Here is a 20,333-nt window from a genome sequence, read left to right on the forward strand (position 1 = left end):
CATCTGAATTATTAAAAGAATTGGCATGAGTTTAATCAGATGGTTTTTGCAAACAAAACAACGAATTGATCAAAGAAAATCAGAAAAAAGACTGAGAATTTATGCAGATAAATAAATCAGAAAAAAAGAAAAGCCCATAACGGGCTTTTCTTTGATTTATATCGTTTAGAAAGGAAGACGGGTAAGCTGGTCTAAGAAATGTGGAATAACTTTAGGTTCAAGTAAAATGGTTACGATGATCCCGTAAGCTGCACCCCACAAATGAGCGCTATGGTTGATATGACTATTACCTCGCTTACCAGCCCAAATACTGTACGCCACATATAAAATAGCGAAAATAATAGCGGGTACAGGAATGAAGAATACAAAAATCAGCTTCCATGGCTGAAACAGAATATAAGCAAATAAAACCGCTGAAACAGCACCTGAAGCGCCTAGACTGGCCCAGTTCGCATCATTTTTATGTTGTAAATAGCTTGGCAAAATCGCAAAGATTAAGCCACCTAAGTAAAACAACACAAAACCCATGTCATAGAAATATTGACGGTAAAAACTTTCAATAATACTGCCAAAGAAAAACAGGGTAATCATATTGAAAAGTAGATGTGTTCCGTCGGCATGGATAAAGCCATGAGTAATGAATCGATCAATTTGTCCACGTTGCATTGCAGGTGGCCAAAAAATCAATCGGTTCATTACGTTTTGATTGCTAAAAGCAAGTAAAGAGATAATGACCGTAATAATAATAAGAGTGACTGTATGGTTAAACGGCAAATGCAACATAAGAAATATTTAAAAAATGATCAATACTGAGCTCAATAATGCCATTAAAAACTTAACTTGAAACCCTGTTGTGTATAAATCCGACAAATTTAGTTGATTTTTTTTAAATCCACCTCATCTTCGGTTAATATAAAGGCATCAGCTTGAGGAATATTGTTATGTCGACTGAGAACACCAACACTGCTGTTGCAGAAGAAATTCCAAACCTTTTGATTACACCATCTGCACAAGAGTATTTGCACGATTTACTAACGAAGCAAAATACTCCGGGAATTGGCGTTCGAATTTTTGTTGAGCATCCGGGTACGCCACGTGCGGAATGCTGTATGGCATATAGTGCGCCAGAAGAAGTGATCCCAACGGATTATAAACAGGACTATCCTGATTTTCCTGCGTATATTGATGCGCCATCTATTCCTTATCTTTTAGATGCCGTAATTGATTACAACAAGGACCGTTTTGGTGGTCAGCTCACTTTCCGTGCTCCAAATTCTAAAGTTCCACGCGTTGGTCCAGATGCTTCGATTGAAGAACGTATTACTTACATTCTTCAGGCAGAAATTAACCCAGGTCTTGCAGGGCATGGCGGAAATTGTAGCTTGGTAGAAGTACAAGATGATCCAGAACACGGTTTAACTGCTGTATTGAAATTTGGTGGTGGTTGCCAAGGTTGTTCTGCAATTGATGTTACCTTGAAACAAGGTGTAGAAACTACTTTAAGAGAGAACATTCCTGAGCTTCAACGTGTGGTTGACCAAACAGACCATACACAAGCTGAAGGTGCTTATTTCAAATAATCAAATTATTTGAAAAGTGAAATAAAAAAGCCTCGCAATGAGGTTTTTTTATTATTCAATACAAATAATGATAATTATTATCAATATCATTTGTAATTTTATTTATCTTTGTTACAATGCGGAACTGAAAATGAGAGATGTTTAATAAATCAATATATTGGGAATACTTATGTCGAAGCGTATTATCCAGTCAGTGCTTTCTGTTTCAGTACTGGCAAGTATGATGTCTATGGCTTATGCTGCACAAAATGAGCAACAACAAGCTGAAAAAGCATTAGAAAAGCCTGCTGAACCAGTGAAATTGGAAACAATTTTTGTAACAGCTGAAGAGCAGGTGAAGCAGTCGCTCGGTGTATCAGTAATCACCCAAGAAGATTTAGAAAAACTACCAGTTCGTAATGATATTTCTGATTATGTGCGCCGTATGCCTGGTGTCAATTTAACAGGTAACAGCGCAACAGGTCAGCGTGGCAATAATAGACAAATTGATATCCGTGGAATGGGGCCCGAAAACACGCTTATTTTAGTGGATGGAAAACCAATTAATTCTCGTAATTCAGTCCGTTATGGCTGGAAAGGAGAGCGTGATACACGAGGTGACTCAAACTGGGTGCCAGCAGAAGCAATCGAATCGATTGAGGTTTTACGTGGTCCAGCAGCAGCTCGTTATGGCTCCGGTGCGGCAGGTGGTGTGGTTAACATCATTACTAAAAAAGTGACTAATGAAACCCATGGCTCAGTAGAGTTTTATACGTCACAGCCTGAAGACTCTAAAGAAGGTGCATCAAATCGTGTTGGTTTTAACGTAAGTGGGCCACTGATCAAAGACGTTTTGTCTTATCGTTTATATGGTAATTACAATAAAACAGAAGCTGACGATGTTGATATTAATAAATCAATTGGTAGTACCGCAGCTGGGCGTGAAGGCGTTAAAAATAAAGATATTTCAGGTCGTTTAGCTTGGCAGGCAACAGATCAGCAAACTGTTTTGCTTGATGTTTCTTCTAGCAAACAAGGTAATATTTATTCTGGTGACTCTCAGTTAAATGCAAATGCTGAGGCGGATGCGATTCTTTCAGAACTTATTGGTAAAGAAACCAATACTATGTACCGTGATAGCTATGCATTAACACATGAGGGGGATTGGTCTTGGGGTAAGAGTAAGCTCGTTGCTCAATATGACAAAACGCATAATAAACGTCTTCCAGAAGGCCTTGGCGGTAGCACGGAAGGAAAAATTAATAATCTTGATGATAAAGCCACTTCACGTTTGGAAACTCTTCGATTTAATGGTGAAGCCAATATTCCTTTTGAATATTATGTACCGCATGTATTAACACTTGGTACTGAATGGGTTGAAGACAGATTTAAAGATAATGTATCGACAAACCAAGGGAAAGACAGTAGTGGTTCAGGTTATGGCGATCAATTGGCTAAAGGCGATCGCAGTAAAATGGAGTCACGTATTGCTTCTGCATATGTCGAAGATAACTTGAAACTCACAGACAGTACAGATATCGTGTTAGGCCTTCGTTTTGATGACCATAGTAAATCTGGTTCTAACTGGAGCCCAAGCTTAAATATTACCCAAAGACTTAACGATTATTTCACTTTAAAAGGTGGGGTAGCAAAAGCTTATAAAGCACCGAATATGTATCAAAATGCCGAAGGGTATTTATTAAGTACAAATGGTAATGGTTGTCCGGCCAATATTGAGTCACGTTGCTTGTTGCAAGGTAATGGTGATTTAAAACCAGAAACTTCGGTAAACAAAGAGCTTGGTATCCAGTTCCAAAAAGATATCGTGAATGCAAGCTTAACTTGGTTCCGCAATGACTATAAAGATAAAATTGTGGCTGGTACAAATGTGGTTGGAACAGTTGATGGTTCAAGCACGAATGCAAATACAGGAGCTGTGACCAATACCAAGTGGAATATCTTACGTTGGGAAAATACGCCTAAAGCATTAATTCAAGGTTTTGAAGGAAGCTTAGGATTAGACTTCGGTGATATCCGCTGGACTAATAACTTTACGTATATGATGGATTCAAAAGATAAACAAACAGGTAATCCATTATCTTTAGTTCCAATCTATACAATTAACTCAATTTTTGATTATGACATCACAGATCAGTTAGATGTAAATTTTGTATTTACTCAATATGGTCGTCAAAAATCACGTCAGTTTGCAGAAAGTAGAATCGAATCTGGTATTGGTTCAGGTGGAGCAAATTCTGCGCTTAAGCCAAGTACTGTAAAAAGCTATAGTACCGCTGGAATCAATGTCGGTTATAAATTTTCAGACAATATAAGTACGCGTGTTGGTGTAAGCAACTTGTTTGATAAACAAATTTTAAGAGACAGTAATTCAATCAGCCAAACTTATAATGAACCAGGTCGAGCTTATTACGCTTCTTTAAAATATTCTTTCTAATCAACACAAATAACAAAGGCGCTTTAAGCGCCTTTGTTATTTAAGATATCTAATGTTTTTTCAGAATAATAAAACTTTTCTAAGTAAACACGGGCACGGCGTCTTAAATGTCCTGTTGTAATTAACTGCTGTAATACAGGCACAAGTAACTTGGTCAGCTCATGTTGTACTAAACCTTCATCAATATTGAGGTCACGAAGTAACAAGTCAAAACTACGCTCCTGATTACGTACATACCAAGTATAGATACCATCATGTACTTGCTGTTTTAGATAATCAGTTTGACGAATGTGGTCCCAGATTTCATGCCCTAAACCAACCGTTTTTGATAAGTCTTGAGTTTCTACATAATTTTTTAAAACAGAAAGTGGCATAGTTTTAACTTTATGCCAAACATTTGCCTGAAAATGGTAGAGCTTATCATTGTCAAAATGTTGGTTTAAAACACGCTCACTCATTTGGCTGAGTTTTAAAATATTCTTTTGCAAATAATGATTAATCGTATCGTCCAGATTTGAATCGGTTACTGTTTCTAAAACAGATTTCCCCATTTTCATAAAACGACCTACACCGGGCACACGTTTTGACATCGATTCATCTAAATAATCATGCATTGTTTGCTGAATCAGTTGCGTGAGCAGGGCCGAAAAAGCAGGGTTATTCACAATCGTTTTAATCAGTTTTTTACGGTGCTGTTCCTTACTTGCAACGTATTGTGCAATTCGGTCAATCGTTAGAACAGGAATAACATCTTCAACAGTTGCGGTTTCATTTGCAGGATGAATCAATGCAAAGCGAATATGCTCAGCAATTTGTTCAATCAGGAAATCAGAAGCAGGCGTATCTAAAATCTGCTTTTGAATGAGCTGTTGAATTTGTTCAAAAGTCCACAGATGTTGTAATTGCCGACTCCCCAACCAATGATAAAATTGCTCAAACTCTTGCTGGATCACCTGAGTCTGAGCAAATTGCTCATCTAAAAAATCTAGATGAGCTTCAATAAGTTTTTCAATAAGTGGTTGGGTAGACATAAGGTCTCACAAGTCCGAAGTTTTATTAAGGTGTGGTCGTTTTTGACGACTGATTTGTTTCTACTTTAAGTAAAAACGGTAGATATTGTTGCATAACCAACTGTTCAGCTTCCAATATTGGCATATGACCTACATTTTCTAAAATAACTGGAGGCTGAGCATTCTTTAAAAGTCGTTTTAGTTCACTTGCTACTTCGACATTAATAATCTTATCTTGTTTGCCCCATAGAATGAGCGTCGGTGCATCGATCGTTTTGGTAAGTACCGCAAAGGAGTCTGGTGTATAGACTTTATTAAGTGCAATCAATTGATCAACCAGTTTTTGTGTTTGAGGTGCCTGATCAATCATCAACTTTTCTTGAGCTTGAAGAAACTCTTTAGGAATAAACGGAGGATTAAACATGGTTTGTTTTAATAAATAATTAAAGTCACCTTTTTTAGACACTAAAAGTTGTTTGAGGTAAGCAGGATCTTTTAAATAAATTGTATTGGCTGAGCGAAAAATACCGCCGCTATCTACTAAAAATAAACTTTTGGTTTCAAATGGATACTGTCCAGCATAGAGTAGGGCAATAGAGCCACCAAGTGAGTGCCCAGCAATATGAATTGGACCTTTTAAATTTGCAGCCTCAACAAAGCGACGTAATTTTTCAGCAAGATTTGGTACAGAATAATCGAAGTCTTGGGAAACGATAGTTTCGCCACTACTCGGCAAATCAGGAATAATGACATGATAATTTGTGGTGAGGTAACGAGCCATTCGGTTCCAGTTATCACGACTGCCCGCTAAACCATGAATGAGTAGTAAAGTCGGTTTTGTTGTAGAGCCGCCTTCGCTATATGACCAAGTCACATCACCGACTTTTAAGCTTTTGCTTTGTAGGCCTGCCCAGTTACGTTCTTGTTGTAATACATTCTGGAATGTCACATCAATATTATCGGCTGCCTGTGTTTGAGAAATACTCATCACTGACAATACGCTATAAGCCAAAGTCAGGGCGGTAGCAGTTTTTTTCATAGAGGCCATAATTGATGTGGACAGCCTTGTCATAGATTTCATCCTTGAAGCTTAAGCGAGTTTGAAAAATTATTGAAAAACTTTGCCAATGAGTCATTTGCCAAATGTTTAGAATGAAGAAAATTATAGTCAATCCGAGAACCAAAGTATGTCTATTTTTTCACTAAACAGTAGCGAATATGCAGTGAGCTCTACATTAAAACAGGTTAAGTATTTTTAAATTTTTTCATAGAAAAGGATTTATTTTTTGTCAGTGACATTCAAATTTTGACACATTAAAATGATTTCCAACCTTGAAAAAACAATGGAAATATAAAATGCCTACTGCGCAAGAAGTTTTAGATCGTCTGAAAGCCGGTAATCAACGATTTGTAAATGGAAATACTTCCCTTGCAAAAACCTTATCTCATCAAGAACGCGCTGAAATGGCAAAGGATCAAAATCCGTTTGCAATTGTACTTGGCTGCTCAGATTCTCGTGTTCCAGCAGAGATGGTATTTGACCAAGGTCTTGGTGACTTATTCGTAATCCGTGTAGCTGGTAATGTGGTTGCACCTTCACAAGTCGGTAGTGTTGAGTTCGCAGCAGAGCGTTATGACTGCCCAGTTGTAGTTGTATTAGGACACAGCCATTGTGGTGCGATTCAAGCAACAATTGATACGTTAATGAATCCTGATCACCCGCCATCATCTAACCTAATGTCGATTGTGAACCGCGTTCGTCCATCAGTTGAAATTTTAATGCAGACTGATTTAAAAAATGATTTGAAAAAACTTTCATGTCATGCGGTACGTTCAAACGTTTTTGCTTCTGTAAATCAATTACGCCATGGTTCAGCGGTGTTAGAGAGCCTGATTGCAAAAGGTGAATTAATTGTTGTTGGTGCAGAATATTCACTCGAAACTGGTGAAGTTACTTTTTTTGATTTCTGATCATATTAAAAAGAATGCTTAAAGATAAAAGGTGCCTATAGGGCACCTTTTATATATGGGTAAGCTAAATTAAGTAGTTTTGACTGCGCTTGAGCATTGGGATGAATTAAATCATTTTGCATAAGCTGTTTTTGACCAGCAACACCATCTAGAAAAAACGGTAGTAGTTTCACCTGATATTTTTGACTTACAACTTTATAATTATTTTCAAAAGCTTTGCTATACGCAGCCCCATAATTTGGCGGAATCTTCATGCCAAAAAGAATAACTTTGGCTTTTTGTTTCTGGCTTAATTGAATGAGCTGATCCAGATTTTTTTGAATCATTTGAGGTGGTTGCCCACGCAAGCCGTCATTTCCACCTAATTCAATCACGACCACATTAGGCTTATAAGTCTGCAATAATTTAGGTAATCGGGCTAAAGCGCCGCTTGTTGTTTCTCCACTAACACTTGCATTGACCACTTTGTGTTGTTTGGGATACTGTTGGTCTAAGCGTTTTTGCAGTAATTGTACCCAACCTTGTTTGGGATCAATTCCGTAACCGGCACTAATACTATCTCCTAAAATTAAAATAGTTTTCGCCGATACAAGCATAGGCAGCATACTTAATGAGATGAGCATGATGCTTTTAGAACCAATCAAAAAAGATTTATACATTTGTACTTCGACCCTGATTCTGAATACATAGGACTTTTTACATCATGCCACAACCCATCATTGCTGCCCATCAAGTTACACAAACTATTCAGATTAACCAAAATCAGTTTACGATTTTAAAAGATATTGATTTAGAGATTTTTGAAGGGGAACAGGTAGCAATTACGGGACGTTCCGGCTCAGGTAAATCAACCTTACTAGGAATTTTGGCGACTTTAGATCAACCATCTGAAGGAGAAGTTTGGTTGTGTGGTCAAGCTGTTCATCAGTTAACAGAGGAACAACGTGCCCAAATCAGAATGCAGCATATTGGTTTTGTATTTCAGTCTTTTCAACTTCTGCCTCAGTTGAGTGCGCTTGAAAATGTGATGTTACCTTTACGATTACGTAAAGACTTTGATTATAAAACAGCGGAGAAAAAAGCTTTAGATTGGTTGCATCGAGTAGGGCTGAGTCGTCAAGTTGAACAAACGCCTAAAGTCTTATCTGGTGGCGAGCAGCAGCGTGTAGCCATTGCACGCGCTCTCATTGCAGAACCACAAATTATTTTTGCGGATGAACCGACTGGAAACCTAGATGGTCAGACAGCACAAGAAATTGAAAGCTTGCTCTTTGATTTAAACCGAGAGTTAGGTACGACTCTGATTTTAGTCACCCATGATCGTAATTTAGCATCCCTTTGTCAGCGTCATGTTGAGTTAGATGATGGCCGATTAAAGACAGTACAGGGTGGTTAAGCTATGCGTAATCTTCTCAAACCACTTTTGCTACAGAGTTTTCGTACGGGTGGATTATATCTACTCATTATTGCTTTATCGCTTGCGATTAGCGCAACGACAGCCCTGAAGTTTAGTAATGATCAAGTTAAAAATGCAGTCAGTCTGCAAGCTTCACAAATGCTGGGTGCTGATTTAGTTCTGTCGAATAACGAGCCTATCGAACAGCAGTGGAAAAAGAAAGCTGAACAGCTTGGTTTAAAGCAAACTAATGTCACTATATTTAGCTCGATGGCACATACCCAAGATCAGTTTGTCATGGTGAATGTAAAGGCAATTGAGCCTTTATTTCCACTCAGAGGACAGTTGGAAATTGAACCAAGCGCTAAAGCGATTCAATCTGGTGAAGTTTGGCTAAGTCAAAGAGCAGCCGATTTACTTAAAGTAAAGCCAGAAGATACTGTTTCTATTGCTGATGGTACCTTCCGTTTTAGTGGCGTGATTGTGCGTGATTCAAATCAGGAACTTGGTTTTTCAGGCTTTTCTCCAACCGTTATTATTCATCAAGCCGATATTGCTAAGACTCATGCGATTCAGACAGGGAGCAGAATTGACTATCGTTTATTAATGGCAGGTAGCCCTGAACAGGTTCAGTCATTTTCAAAGCAATTTAAGCAACAGCATCAACCTTCTAAAGATGTAGATGAAACGGCTGGCTTGCGTTTAGGTGATGCAAGTGAATCGAACAGTAGGTTATTACGTCCGCTTGAAAATTTAGATACCTTTTTGCAATTAGCCAATATTTTAACGATTTTATTGTGTGGTATTGCCATCGCTTTAACGAGTCAAAGATATGTTCAACAAAACCAAGACCACATTGCACTTATTAGATGCTTAGGCGCCAGTAAGTTCCAAATCTTGTGGGCATATATTGGATTACTTAGTGTTGTCAGTGCGATTTCAATTGTGTTGGGCAGTCTATTAGGTTTAATTATGGGTTATGGCCTGCTCCAGCTTATGCTGCAATTGATTCCTCAATTAGAGCTAAGTTTTTCGGTCATACCACTTTTAGTTGGACCTTTACCAATTGCGATTTTTACCAGCGTGATTGTGCTGCTTGGTTTTATTTTGCCAAGCATTTGGGAGCTTTTAAATACACCTCCAATTCGTATTATTCGGGAGCAAGCCAAATCTCGCAAATCTTTATTTTTTATGTTTTTTGCAGGAATCACTAGCCTAGTCGTTTTTAGTTTGGTATTGAGTGAAAACTTAATGCTCAGCATTCTGGTTTTAGCGGCAATTATTGTTCTTTGTATTTTGCTTTACACCGTTGTTTGGCTATTGCTTCGTAGCTTAAAAAAGCTGAAAAATCGATTGTCTTTTTATATTCGTTCGCCATCACAAAGCGCCTTACAAATTACTGCATTGGCTTTAGGCTTAAGCCTCATTACGGTACTCAGTGTATTAAGAACAGATTTATTAGAGCGTTGGCAGCAACAACTTCCAGAAGGGACACCGAATCAATTTGTTTATGGATTACCTCCATTTGATTTAAAAGCATTTGAGCAACAATTAAAGCAGAATGGCTGGCAAAGCACGCCGTTATATCCAAATATTCGTGGCCGATTGTTAGCTAAGAATGATGTGCCTTTTTCAGAAGAGGCTATAAAGCAAAATAATTCTTTGCGCCGTGAACTGAATTTGACTCAATCAGATCTACTACCAAATGACAATGTCATTACAAATGGTCAAGCCCAGTTTAATGGCGTAGGGCAAGTTTCAGTCGAAAGTAAAACTGCCGAAAGTTTGGGAATCCAAATTGGAGATAAGCTTACTTTTAGTTTGCCCGAAGGCAACTTACAGGCCAAAGTTGTGAATTTTCGGAGTGTCGAGTGGGAAAGCTTTAGCCCTAACTTTTTCTTTATTTTTTCACCTAAAACCTTAGACGAAAATGCTGGAAGTTATTTAGGTAGTTTCTATGTGCCTAAGCAAGATCAATCTAAAATGATCAATATTATTCAGCAGTTCTCAAATACAGTATTTATTGATGTTGACCGGATTTTAGATGAAGTAAAGCGCTTAATGAATGTTTTGGTCAAAATAGTAACTGTTCTAGCGGCATTAGTTGGTTTTTCTGGAATACTTGTTTTAATTGCATGTCTAAATTTATTAATGGATGAGCGACGCCGTGAAGTTGCTTTGTTACGTTCATTTGGTTTATCTAAAAATAAAATGAAGCAAATGCTCAGTTTTGAGATTGGGTTTTTAGGTCTGTTAGCAGGCATAGTTGCCTGCTGTTTTGCAGAAGTGATTAGTGCGATCGCGAGCTATAAAATGAATATGGCAATACAGTGGCATATTGAAATATGGCTGATTTTACCTCTTGGCATGATGCTGGTTTGTGCCTTGATTGGTCGTTATCGACTAGGTTATCTCTGTAATTTACCGCCTTTACAGAGTTTAAGAGAATTAAACCAATTGTAGTTTAAGGAATAATGTCAGGGTTCTGGATGATGATTTCATGCCATAGTGGAAGTAACGGTGAGTTGATTTGTACACAGTACATATAAAAACCACCTGTAATGATTACTGCTCCTAATAAACCTAAAATTTTAAGTATAGTTTTTAACTTGCTGACATAGCTTAAGTACCACATCAGTGCAAGAAATGCTCCAATAATCATGCCGCCAATATGCGCGGCATTATTAATACCAGTTGCGACAAAACCAAAAATAAGGTTGATGGCCATAACCATTAATAAAGCTTTTTTATCGAGTATGTAGGCTTGATGCTGCAGCGGGGGAAATAGAGAAAGTACTGTTAACGCAGCACCTAATCCCATCACGGCACCCGAAGCACCTGCACTGACATGAGGAAGTAAACTTTGATCGAAATGTTGCAGTAATTCATGCCCATTTTGAATGGTCATATAGCTACTAAGAAGGCTACCGAATAAGCCAGCAAGTAAATAAAGGCTTATAAAATAGAAGCGACCAAATAGAGACTCTGCAACATTACCGAAAATATAGAGGGCCCACATGTTAAGCATGAGGTGAACAAGACCAAAATGAAAAAACATGCTGGTAAATAAGCGTTCAGGCTGCCCAGTAAAAGTAAGTGGTGTAAAATCTGCACCCCAATGAATAGCATCTTTCATGGCTGGGTCGCTAATATCGACACCAGTTGCAATTTGCCAAACAAACAAACCTACGTTAATCAAGATCAATAAGGCGGTCAGCCACCAAGTTTGTACATTGAGTTTACGATTAATGTGCGGAGGCTGATATTGAGTCATGCTATGCTTTTGTTATATATGAACATGCTTAACAGCTTAACATGAAAAAAGTTGAATACAGGAGATCAGGACGAACATGAAAGCTTTTATTGTTCGCGTGTTGTTAATTTTTATAGGAGCAATTCTCCTTATTCAGCTTTGGATTTTCTCAAGTTTAGTTTGGTGGCGTACACATGAGGTTGATACCACCATGTTTATGCGAATTGATTATTGGTCAGATACCTCAGAGCCGATCATTCATGAATGGCTTGACTATGATGATATTAGCGACAATTTCAAGCATGCGATTTTAGCTGGGGAAGATGCAAAATTTATTCATCACCATGGTTTTGACTGGGATGGCATTCGTTTTGCGCTAGAGCGTAACAATGAGCAAGGAGAGGTCGTTGCTGGTGGTTCTACGGTGTCTCAACAACTGGCAAAGAATTTGTTTTTATACAATAAGCGTTCATTTATTCGTAAAGGCCAAGAAACCATAGCCACATGGATGATGGAGCGAATGTGGTCAAAACGCCGAATTCTTGAGGTATATATGAACTCTGTTGAATTTGGCAAAAATCGATATGGTGTAGAAGCAGCCGCGCAATATTATTATGGTAAAAGTGCGAGAAGCTTAACGCGCGAACAAGCTGCTTTTTTGGCCGCATTATTGCCTGATCCGAAATATTATCAAGATCACCGCAACGATCGTAAACTACAATATAGAAAACGCGTTATTCTACGTTATATGAATAGAACCCAGATTCCTGAATAATGATGTTTTAAAGATGTGTAAATTTTTTAGTTTTTACCAAATTGTCATATTTTTGCAGCATACTGTTTTATAGAGATTTTGGCTGGATAGAGAATTGAGTTAGACATGAATACAGCGATTACAGCAACGACCCCAACAGAATATAGTTATAATGACCGTTATATAAATCGTGAATTGTCTATTCTTGACTTCCATTTGCGTGTATTGGAGCAAGCGGTAGACCCTTTACATCCATTACTTGAGCGAATGAATTTCTTGCTCATTTTTTCTCGTAATCTAGACGAGTTTTTCGAAATTCGTGTTGCGGGGGTGATGGAGCAATTTTCTCTGGGCAATGAGAGTCGTAGCCCTGATGGTTTGACGCCAAGACAAGTCTTACAAAAAATCTCTGAAACTGCTCATGCTGCGATTGAACGTCAATATCGTATTTTAAATGAAGAAATCTTACCTAAGTTACGTGAAGAAGATATTTGCTTCCTCCGTCGTGGTGAACTAACGCCAGCACAGTCAGCTTGGATTAAGAAGTATTTTCAAGAACAAGTTGCACCTGTATTAACCCCAATTAGCTTAGATCCAGCGCATCCGTTCCCACGTCTCGTTAATAAGAGCTTAAACTTTATTATTACCTTAGAAGGTAAAGATGCTTTTGGCCGTCAAATTGATTTAGCCGTGGTTCCAGCCCCACGTTCATTACCTCGCGTTGTCCGCCTGCCAGATGAGTTAACAGGTGGTAAAGAACATCATGTCATGCTATCTGCAATTATCCACGAGCATGTGTCCGATTTATTCCCTGGAATGACCGCAACTGGATGTTATCAATTCCGTGTTACACGTAATGCTGACTTGGCATTAAATGAAGATGTTGAAGATTTAGCAAAAGCTTTAAAAGGTGAATTAAGTTCTCGACGTTTTGGTCGTGCGGTTCGCTTAGAAGTGACTCATAATTGTCCACAGCATATTTATGAGTACTTATTAGAAGAATTTGATTTAACCGATGAGCAATTATATAAAGTTGATGGACCTGTAAACTTAGCTCGTCTGGTTTCAAATTTTAAACGCCCTCATTTGCGTTATGACTCGCATACGCCGGTTGTGCCTAAAGTGTTTAAAAAGACCGAGAACATTTTCTCTGCAATGCAGAAGCAAGACATTTTGCTTCATCATCCTTTTGAATCTTTCGCACCCGTGATTCAGCTACTTCGTGAAGCTGCTCGCGATCCACAAGTATTGGCAATTAAGCAGACGCTTTACCGTAGTGGTGCTGACTCTGAAATTGTACAGATTTTGGCGGAAGCAGCGCGTAATGGAAAAGAAGTGACCGCAGTTATTGAATTGCGTGCCCGCTTTGATGAAGAATCAAATATTGAAGTAGCTAACGTTTTACAAGAAGCGGGGGCTGTCGTTGTTTACGGTATTGTTGGTTATAAAACTCACGCCAAAATGATTATGGTGGTGCGCCGTGAAAATAACAAACTTGTGCGTTACGTTCATTTAGGCACTGGTAACTACCATGCAATGAATGCTCGAATTTATACCGATTATGGTCTCATGACGACCGATAAAGATCTCTGTGAAGACGTGCATCGTATCTTCCAAGAGTTGACTGGTATGGGCAAAATGGCGAAATTGAAAAAGCTATTACATGCACCATTTACCTTACATGCTCAGCTCATCAACTTTATTGATGAAGAAATTGCCAATGCTAAGGCAGGACGTAAAGCTCAAATTATTGTGAAAGTGAATGCCTTAACGGAAGTTCAATTGATCAATAAATTATATGAAGCATCTCAAGCGGGTGTTCAGATTGATTTGATTATTCGTTCTATTTGCTGTTTACGTCCAGGTTTGCCTAACTTATCAGAAAATATTCGTGTACGTTCAATTGTAGGGCGCTTCCTTGAACATACCCGTGTTTATTACTTCAGCAATAATGGCGATGCGCGTATTTACTGCTCAAGCGCAGACTGGATGGATCGTAATTTATTTAACCGTGTTGAAGCATGTTTTCCTGTGGAAGATCCTGCATTGAAAAAACGTATTTATCAACAAGGCCTAGTGAACTATTTGCAAGATAACCAGCAAGCTTGGTTGTTACAGTCAGATGGTACTTGGGTACGTGCTGAGCCAGCAGAGGGTGAAAAATTGCATAATGCTCAAAGAGCACTATTAGAAATGATTAAATAATAAGTTTTAAATTTAATTAAAAAAGCCGACAAAATGTCGGCTTTTTTAATTCACTGAAATTCAAAATAATTTAATTAGTTTTTCTAAATGGTTGTTGGGTAAACGATAATAATTTGAAGCACAGCAAGATGTTTTTAAAATATGTGATTCTTTCCATAAAACATTGAATTTTATAAATATACAAATCATGTGAAATCTACTTTAATACGCCGCATTAAATATACTTAACTTCGGTAAATGAATAAGATGCAATGCTTTATTAGAAATTTACTTATTAGAATACTTTTGGGGATAATGCCAGTGACCGTTTACGCAGATCAGAAGTGTTATGGGGATATCATCGTATTTCAAAGGTTTGATGATCAAGCGATATATCCTTATTTTGCGCCCGTTTCCAATGATAAAACTAAAAAGAGTGAGGTAAGGAATAAAACAATAGTCATCCAAAAAAGAAAACAAAAGCAACATGAGTTTTTAGCGCAAAAGAAAAATGAGGAAGTTCACACAAAAGAAGAAAAGAAAAATTCTGAAAATAAAAAACAACTTGATGCTGCGATCGCTAAAGAAATTTTAGAAAATGGTGAAAAAAAGTGGATGGTACAGGTTGCACTAGCAGCTAATCAAAATAAAGCAAATCGGGTTCAATCTCAGCTTGAGGCAAAAGGCTATAAGGTCGTAACTAGTTCAACCACTAAAGGAATACGAGTCATGATAGATCCGGCCAACGACTATGCTATCGCACAAATTATTAGAGAAAAAATTATTGCTGATAATAGTTTGAATATGCAATCTGCTTGGGTGTTTAAGTGGGCATCCCTTACACCTCAATAAAATAAAAAGGAGTCCGAAGACTCCTTTTTTTATTCATGTAGGTTTGTCGTGATTTTCTGCATAATTTGCAGTAACACGTCAAATTCACTTTGTAGCGGCGTACTTTTACGAGTGACTAGCGCTAAAGTGCGACTCGGGGCATCTTCAATTGGTTTTGCAGTAATTTGATCATTAAACTTGATCATACTATTTTCAATTGCAATTTCTGGTAAAAGCGTAAAACCTAAATCAGAAGAAACCATTTCAACTAAAGTTGGTAAAGAGCTTGCTTTTAAACGGTTGTCGTTTTTACGTTCACCGATAGGGCATGCACTTAAAACGTGGTCACGTAAACAGTGGCCTTCTTCAAGCAAAATTAATCTCGATAAATCAAGATCATCTAGTGAGTTTGCTTGCAAAGCATTTGTATCTTGCTTACTACATACAAGGTACAAATTTTCTTTCGAGATTTCAGCGACTTTTAGGCCTCTAGTATCAAACGGTAGAGCAAGAACAATCATGTCTAGATTACCGTGTTCCAGACGCTCTACAATTTTTTCACTTTGAGCTTCATGCAGATGCAACTGAATTTTAGGTAACTGCTGATGCACTTCATCAAGTAACCGTGTCAGGATAAAAGGTGCAATGGTTGGGATAACTCCCAAATGCAAATCGCCTGTTAACGGTTCACTCATTTCACGGCTCAAACGCATTAAATCTTGAGCATCTGCTAGTAGTACACGGGCACGAGCAACAACTTGTTCACCCAATGGTGTTAAACGCACATTCTGACGGTCACGCTCTACCAGAACGCCACCTAACAATCGTTCAAGCTCCATGATGCCGCCTGATAACGTCGATTGCGTGACAAAAGAGCGGCGTGCTGCTTCAGTAAAATGCAAAGTTTCCGACAACGTAACTAAATATGATAGCTGTCTTAGTGAGGGTAATGCAGCCATAGTGTCCTAGTATGATGATTTAAAATGATGCGCAAATAAACCGCTAAGCTGAGGAATAAAATGTGCAGGGATATCATGCCCCATTCCATCAATTAATTCAAACTTAGCACCGGAAATTGCTTTTGCTACAGCCTTACCATGACTAGGTGGAAGTAAGCGATCACGAGAGCCATGTAAGACTAACGCGGGTTGCTTAATTTCACGGTCCAGTTGAAGTAAGGAGCCTGTACATAATATTGCTAAAAACTGTTGAAGTACACCAGCAGGATAATAGCTACGTTGATAAAGTTTGCGTGCAGTTTGCATTGCTTCAATCTGGTTGACGTAACCAGGTGAACCAATCAATTGAAATAATTTTAAACTGTGATTAACAATACCATCTTCGTCACGTGACTCAGGTTTGCCAATTAAACTCAAAAGTTGTTTCGGAAAAGGAGGGGGTAAAAAAGGCTGATTATTACTTGTAAACATGAGTCCCAATTTCTCAACCTTTTCAGGATATTTTGCTGCAAGAATTTGAGCGATCATCCCGCCCATTGATGCACCAATGACATGTGTTTTAGTCACGCCTAAGCGGTCAATAAGCATTGATACATCATCTGCCATATCATGCAGAGTATAAGGGGCACCTTGATTACTTAGTCCGAGCGCAAAGCGACCCATCAATTTAACCGTATTTAACCGTTTACCTTCATGACGTACTTTTGAAGAAAGGCCAATATCGCGGTTATCAAAACGAATAACACGAAAACCTTGATCAATGAGTGATTTACAGAAGAAATCCGGCCAGAAAAGCATTTGAGCGCCAAGACCCATAATCAGCAAAATGGTTGGATGTTCCGGTTTTCCACCTACTTCTACATGTAGCTCAATACCATTGCCTAAGTTGACCTTGGTTTCTTGCATGAAAGATGTGTACGGCGAAATGTTAAACTGTAAGGCACTATTCATGTTATTCATTCCTTAAAGGAATACTCACAAAAGAGTATTCCTGATTCAAACCTTATGCTTGGGCTGGAATAAGATCTGGAACAAGCTTTGTTAAAGTTAAGCGTTGTTTACCTGCTGTTGCACCTAACAATACGAAACCACGCAATGTTCCTTCATTGTCAATTGCTTTAGCAAGCATACCATCGTCGAACTCTTCTGTTTCCCAGTTCACTTCTACATTCATTGGAGCTGGTAACACTGTAAGTGGAGCTGCAGGAGTTTTTACTGCAACTGGCATAGCAGGGTAGTGCACGGCAGTTTGTTGTCCGCTGAGGGTTTTTGCAAGAGCACGAGCTTGCTGCATAATCGGCATTACATACGGAAGTAGCGTGCCATTTACTTCAGCGCAATCGCCAATCGCATAAATATCGGCTTGATTTGTTTCAAGTAAACTATTGGTAATAATGCCACGGCTTGTTTGAATATCTGCACTTTTAGCAAGTGAAATATTTGGCTGTAAACCAATGGCTGAAAGAACGATGTCGGCTACCAAAGTTTGGCCGTTTGCGAGTGTAATCGCATAATCTTCGCCATTATTAATTTTACTGACTTTTTCAACGGTTGTGCCTAATGCAAATTTAACACCAGCCTCTTCGAGATTTTGCTGGAATGCAGAAGCAATATGACCTGGCAATAAGCGACCTAATGGTTGAGGTGCCAAATCAATGACAGTAATGTCATATTCACTATGAAGTAAGTCATTGGCGAATTCACAACCAATTAAACCAGCACCTAAAATAACAACACGTTTGTCTTTACGTTGAGCTAGATTTTCACGGAAAGCACGGTAATCAATTAGCGAGTTCACTACATGAATGTCATCACTACCATCGCCTGCAATTGCAAGACGAATTGGGTTAGCACCAACAGCTAAAATCAGTTTTGAATAGGGTTGATTCGAAGTTACCCCATCTTTCTCAAGAACAAGCTCATGACGTTCAGCTAAAATTTCTTTTACAAAAGTGAAAGGCTCAATACGCATATTGAGTTGGGCACCCATTTTAGCAGCATCACCTAAAGCAATCTGTTCAGGTGCTTTTTTACCTGCAAATGCATTTGATAATGTTGGTTTTGCATAATTCACTGCATCATCCGCACAAATCATCACAAGTTCTTGCTCTGGGCTAAGTTTACGAAACTCACGTGCTAAGGTATAACCCGCCATGCCTGATCCGATAATGACGATAGGATGCATTTTTCTCTCCAGAGTTAGAATTGTTTAATTAATACGGTAATGGGTAATATTCGTAAAAAAGACCATGTCAATCATGGCCTTTTGCTTTAAATCATTAGATTTCGATCATTTCGAAGTCAGCTTTTGAAACGCCGCAATCAGGGCAAGTCCAGTCATCAGGGATATCTTCCCATTTTGTTCCAGCTGCAATGCCGTCTTGTGGCCAACCTTCTGCTTCATCGTAAATCCATCCACAAACGATACATTGATATTTTTTCATGAGACTCTCCGCACTGATAAGTTTGCTCAAAGCTGCCTTTCAGTAAAACTATTCCATCTATTAATAATGTAACCACGATCCGGTCAATAATAACCAATGTGCCTTTGATCGGATATCAAATTTTTACGCAGTTCTACATTTAATGTAAAGCAAATAACGGAGTTTAATCATTCGTAAGCAAAGATGAATGGCAGGTTAGGACAAATAAGTGGTTTTTTAGGCAAAACTTGGGCATAAACTAATAATAACTAATACATTCTTAACGTTAATTTTAAACTTAATGTTGTTTGTGAAATTATTGAGAAATAAAAAGTGCCTTCTCATTTAAAAGATTTATATAATAAGAAAGCTAAATAACAACAAATAAAGATTCAACAGATGTCATCATTAAACGCGAAAATTAAAAGTCGACATCATAAAAACGGCATAAATCAGGGAAGTAAAATATGGAAAATTTAGAATATGAAGTAGAGATTGAGGCGCCTATAGAGAAAGTATGGGAATTACTTTGGAATAGCGAGACATATAATGCTTGGACAAAATTTTTTGCCCCAGATTCCTCAATGTGTACCGATTGGCAAATTGGTGGTAAAACTTATTTCTTAGATGGCGAAGGCAATGGCATGGTTTCCACCATTGAAGAATTGAAAAAGCCGGAAATCTTGATTTTTAAACATTTAGGAATGATTAAGGACGGTAAGGAAGATTTAGAAAGTGAAGAAGTTAAAGGCTGGAGTGGTTCCCAAGAAAAATATTTTTTGAGCCAGCACGATAGTGTAACTACTTTAAAAGTCGAATTAGCCACCTTACCTGAATACATGGGTATGTTGAAAAGTGGCTTCGTTCAAGGATTTGACGTAATCAAGAAATTGGCAGAAGAAAAATAGGCAATCTGCATTAATTTAAGCCAAATATTTTTTATAAATTTTCATAATCAAATCATTGAGGCGAGAAGGATAGGCCAAACGATGATGTCCGCCTTCAAAGGTTTCAATATTCATGTAGGGCGCAAGTTTTTCTTGAACCTGATACATATCAAGTTGCTCATCTCCTAATTCTAAATAAGCCATTTTAGGATTAGAGTGAGTAAGTTCTTCTTCGGAAAGCTGAGGGTAGTCTGCCCGAAAATTAGGGGTAAGACTTGGATTTGCCACAATCACAGCTAATTTATGTTGAGCGGCAGTTTTTAAGGCCCAATATCCTCCAAGGCTGTGACCAACCAGTAAATCAGGTTTGATCGTCTGAATAGCCTGATGATAAAAGTACTCAACAGATGCATAACTTAAGTTACGATAATCAACGTCAATACAAAATTTTTCAGGATGTGAAATGGCGTGGAACTTTGTCGATTCACGAGAAGAATCCAAGCCATGTAAAAATAGAATTTTCATTATTTACGACACAATCTCATTGATAAAATACAAGGCAAATAGGGCCTTTGAATATCGAGGTTATTTGGATTTTTTTATATTTTACTAAAAGCTTTAAAAAATGATCTTAGCGATTGGTCTAAGTCA

The 20,333-nt window shown here is 38.1% G+C and carries 20 protein-coding genes; 9 read left to right on the plus strand and 11 right to left on the minus strand.

Going from position 1 to position 20,333, the window contains the following annotated elements; all coding sequences use genetic code 11:
* Nucleotides 1–165: 165 nt before the first annotated feature.
* Nucleotides 166–783 carry a rhomboid family intramembrane serine protease gene (locus F928_RS12080; RefSeq protein ID WP_002117778.1) on the minus strand — a complete coding sequence of 206 codons (618 nt, stop codon included), beginning with the start codon at nt 781–783 and terminating at the stop codon, nt 166–168.
* A gap of 158 nt (nt 784–941) precedes the next feature.
* On the opposite strand from F928_RS12080, the gene nfuA reads away from it, so the two are divergent.
* Nucleotides 942–1,580 carry a Fe-S biogenesis protein NfuA gene (gene nfuA / locus F928_RS12085; RefSeq protein WP_002117617.1) on the plus strand — a complete coding sequence of 213 codons (639 nt, stop codon included), beginning with the start codon at nt 942–944 and terminating at the stop codon, nt 1,578–1,580.
* A gap of 169 nt (nt 1,581–1,749) precedes the next feature.
* Nucleotides 1,750–4,014 (plus strand): TonB-dependent siderophore receptor, encoded by a 2,265-nt coding sequence (gene pfeA / locus F928_RS12090; protein ID WP_005075462.1) that lies wholly within the window; start codon nt 1,750–1,752, stop codon nt 4,012–4,014.
* Between the two features lie 23 nt (nt 4,015–4,037).
* Here pfeA and F928_RS12095 read toward each other — a convergent pair whose 3' ends face one another.
* Both F928_RS12095 and F928_RS12100 read right to left on the minus strand, forming a co-directional pair.
* Nucleotides 4,038–5,045, minus strand: coding sequence for a hypothetical protein (locus tag F928_RS12095; protein WP_005075464.1), 1,008 nt, complete (start codon nt 5,043–5,045; stop codon nt 4,038–4,040).
* 25 nt (nt 5,046–5,070) lie between these two features.
* Nucleotides 5,071–6,096, minus strand: coding sequence for an alpha/beta fold hydrolase (locus tag F928_RS12100; RefSeq protein WP_005075465.1), 1,026 nt, complete (start codon nt 6,094–6,096; stop codon nt 5,071–5,073).
* Nucleotides 6,097–6,380: 284 nt separating this feature from the next.
* On the opposite strand from F928_RS12100, the gene cynT reads away from it, so the two are divergent.
* Nucleotides 6,381–6,995: a carbonic anhydrase gene (cynT, locus tag F928_RS12105; RefSeq protein ID WP_002117769.1), complete on the plus strand. Its 615-nt coding sequence runs from the start codon at nt 6,381–6,383 to the stop codon at nt 6,993–6,995.
* A gap of 35 nt (nt 6,996–7,030) precedes the next feature.
* Here cynT and tesA read toward each other — a convergent pair whose 3' ends face one another.
* Nucleotides 7,031–7,654 (minus strand): arylesterase, encoded by a 624-nt coding sequence (gene tesA, locus F928_RS12110; protein WP_005075467.1) that lies wholly within the window; start codon nt 7,652–7,654, stop codon nt 7,031–7,033.
* Nucleotides 7,655–7,698: 44 nt separating this feature from the next.
* On the opposite strand from tesA, the gene ybbA reads away from it, so the two are divergent.
* The gene (ybbA, locus tag F928_RS12115) at nt 7,699–8,391 is read left to right on the plus strand and encodes an ABC transporter ATP-binding protein (protein WP_005070633.1); all 693 of its coding nucleotides are present in this window, start codon (nt 7,699–7,701) and stop codon (nt 8,389–8,391) included.
* Between the two features lie 3 nt (nt 8,392–8,394).
* Complete coding sequence (locus F928_RS12120; protein WP_005075469.1) at nt 8,395–10,854, plus strand: ABC transporter permease; 2,460 nt, start codon at nt 8,395–8,397, stop codon at nt 10,852–10,854.
* 1 nt (nt 10,855) lies between these two features.
* On the opposite strand, the gene aarA is transcribed toward F928_RS12120, so the two are convergent.
* Nucleotides 10,856–11,665 (minus strand): rhomboid family intramembrane serine protease, encoded by an 810-nt coding sequence (gene aarA, locus F928_RS12125; RefSeq protein ID WP_005075472.1) that lies wholly within the window; start codon nt 11,663–11,665, stop codon nt 10,856–10,858.
* Between the two features lie 76 nt (nt 11,666–11,741).
* On the opposite strand from aarA, the gene mtgA reads away from it, so the two are divergent.
* Nucleotides 11,742–12,419, plus strand: a complete 678-nt coding sequence (gene mtgA / locus F928_RS12130; RefSeq protein ID WP_005075473.1) for a monofunctional biosynthetic peptidoglycan transglycosylase — start codon at nt 11,742–11,744, stop codon at nt 12,417–12,419.
* Nucleotides 12,420–12,524: 105 nt separating this feature from the next.
* Entirely contained in the window at nt 12,525–14,603 is a 2,079-nt protein-coding gene (gene ppk1 / locus F928_RS12135; protein ID WP_005075475.1) for a polyphosphate kinase 1, read from the plus strand.
* A 60-nt stretch (nt 14,604–14,663) separates the two neighbouring features.
* On the opposite strand, the gene F928_RS21990 is transcribed toward ppk1, so the two are convergent.
* Complete coding sequence (locus F928_RS21990; RefSeq protein ID WP_080591609.1) at nt 14,664–14,792, minus strand: hypothetical protein; 129 nt, start codon at nt 14,790–14,792, stop codon at nt 14,664–14,666.
* Between the two features lie 57 nt (nt 14,793–14,849).
* Between F928_RS21990 and F928_RS12140 the strand changes: the two genes are divergently transcribed.
* A complete protein-coding gene (locus tag F928_RS12140) occupies nt 14,850–15,434 on the plus strand; it encodes an SPOR domain-containing protein (protein ID WP_016805997.1) in 585 nt (194 codons plus the stop codon).
* Between the two features lie 29 nt (nt 15,435–15,463).
* Here F928_RS12140 and oxyR read toward each other — a convergent pair whose 3' ends face one another.
* From oxyR to rubA, 4 genes are all read right to left on the minus strand, one after another.
* Nucleotides 15,464–16,372, minus strand: a complete 909-nt coding sequence (gene oxyR, locus F928_RS12145) for a LysR family transcriptional regulator OxyR (RefSeq protein WP_002117503.1) — start codon at nt 16,370–16,372, stop codon at nt 15,464–15,466.
* A 6-nt stretch (nt 16,373–16,378) separates the two neighbouring features.
* Nucleotides 16,379–17,323, minus strand: coding sequence for an esterase EstB (gene estB / locus F928_RS12150; RefSeq protein WP_002117541.1), 945 nt, complete (start codon nt 17,321–17,323; stop codon nt 16,379–16,381).
* A gap of 52 nt (nt 17,324–17,375) precedes the next feature.
* Complete coding sequence (gene rubB, locus F928_RS12155) at nt 17,376–18,557, minus strand: rubredoxin reductase RubB (protein ID WP_005075479.1); 1,182 nt, start codon at nt 18,555–18,557, stop codon at nt 17,376–17,378.
* Nucleotides 18,558–18,651: 94 nt separating this feature from the next.
* On the minus strand, nt 18,652–18,816 hold the full coding sequence (gene rubA / locus F928_RS12160) for a rubredoxin RubA (RefSeq protein WP_000760495.1): 165 nt from the start codon (nt 18,814–18,816) through the stop codon (nt 18,652–18,654).
* Between the two features lie 446 nt (nt 18,817–19,262).
* Here rubA and F928_RS12165 point away from each other — a divergent pair, with 446 nt between their 5' ends.
* On the plus strand, nt 19,263–19,703 hold the full coding sequence (locus F928_RS12165; protein WP_005075481.1) for an SRPBCC family protein: 441 nt from the start codon (nt 19,263–19,265) through the stop codon (nt 19,701–19,703).
* A gap of 15 nt (nt 19,704–19,718) precedes the next feature.
* On the opposite strand, the gene F928_RS12170 is transcribed toward F928_RS12165, so the two are convergent.
* On the minus strand, nt 19,719–20,207 hold the full coding sequence (locus F928_RS12170; protein ID WP_005075483.1) for a YqiA/YcfP family alpha/beta fold hydrolase: 489 nt from the start codon (nt 20,205–20,207) through the stop codon (nt 19,719–19,721).
* Between the last annotated feature and the right edge of the window lie 126 nt (nt 20,208–20,333).

This window comes from Acinetobacter pittii ATCC 19004 = CIP 70.29 (assembly GCF_000369045.1).
Taxonomy (GTDB): domain Bacteria; phylum Pseudomonadota; class Gammaproteobacteria; order Pseudomonadales; family Moraxellaceae; genus Acinetobacter; species Acinetobacter pittii.